The sequence below is a fragment of the Peterkaempfera griseoplana genome, assembly GCF_001418575.1.
GTDB classification, from domain to species: domain Bacteria; phylum Actinomycetota; class Actinomycetes; order Streptomycetales; family Streptomycetaceae; genus Peterkaempfera; species Peterkaempfera griseoplana.
Genome location: NZ_LIQR01000544.1, coordinates 333 through 1,478, shown reverse-complemented (window position 1 = coordinate 1,478; position 1,146 = coordinate 333). Strand labels below are relative to the sequence as shown.

1 protein-coding gene and 1 pseudogene are annotated in these 1,146 nt (G+C 75.8%); one reads left to right on the top strand and one right to left on the bottom strand.

The genetic code is table 11. From position 1 onward, the window contains the following. Positions 1-331: ATP-binding protein (locus tag AOK09_RS32195; protein WP_169797090.1), on the bottom strand; the 331-nt coding region annotated here is incomplete at its 3' end. A gap of 214 nt (positions 332-545) precedes the next feature. On the opposite strand from AOK09_RS32195, the pseudogene AOK09_RS32190 reads away from it, so the two are divergent. Then, positions 546-1,146, top strand: a pseudogene (locus tag AOK09_RS32190) (hypothetical protein); the annotation flags it as partial.

Sequence of the window (1,146 nt, the reverse complement as noted above, 5' to 3'; positions counted from 1 at the left end):
GCACCCGGGGTGCGGAGGGGGAGAGCAGCGGTACGGCCAGGGCGGGCAGCCGGGCCAGGGGGTCGCCCGGGGGCAGCCCGGGGCCGGAGTCCACCACCTCGATCCGCAGCCGGTCCCCGTCGATGGAGGCGGTGATCTGGAACCCCTCGTCGGGGTCGCCCCCGATGGCGTGCTCGACCGCGTTGGCGCAGGCCTCCGTGAGGGCGACCCCGATCTCGTGGGCGACCTGCGGGTCGACGCCCGCGGTCTCCATGGTGGAGAGCAGGATGCGGCGGGCCAGCGGCACGCTGGCGGGCTCGCGCTTGAGGTGCAGCGTCCACCAGATGTCCACGACGGATTCCTCCTGGCCATGGCTGCGGCTCCACATACAGCTAGGTATTGCCGACGCGCTGTGATGCCAATCGTCCGGAGCGTCGCGGACCCCCCGTTCGGCGGAGCCCCCCTTTCGGACGACAGGGCGGGCGGCCGCGGCCCCGGGACGGTATGTGACGACTTCGCGCCCTGTCCCCCGGCGCGGGCCCCCACGGTGAGATGATGGGGCGGACATGCCCGTCAGCCGTGCAGCACACCTCGCCGGGACGGCCGCCGCACCCCATCGGGTGCATGCCGCCGCCTGGGATCTGCGCATGTTCAGGGCCGCCCCGTTCGCCGTCGTCTGCACGCTGCTGGCCGCGGCCGGGCACACCGTCGCCTCGGGCGGCCCGGTGCCGGTGGCGGCCCTGGCGGCGGGTTTCACCCTGATCTGGGTGCTGGGCGCGGTGCTGGGCGGGCGGGAGCGGTCGCTGACCGCGATCTCGGGTGGCCTTGCGGCGGGTCAGCTGCTGCTGCACGTCCTCTTCCACGGATCGCAGTCCCTTCTCGGCGGCCGCTCGGCGATGGCCGGGATGGCGTCCGGCACCGCGGGGTCCCCGCCGGCGGGCTCCGGAGCGGCGGGTCGGCTGCTCTGCCACGGCTACCGCGTCGGCGCCCTGATGCCGCCGTCCGCGACCACCCCGTCGCGGCTGGTCCCCCGGTCCGCGGCGTATCCGCCTGCGCCGTCCGCGCACTGGTGGCACACGCTCCTGGCGGGGATGTCGCCGCTGATGCTGGCCGGACACCTGGCCGCCGCCCTGGCGGCCGGCTGGTGGCTGCGGCGCGGCGAGGCCG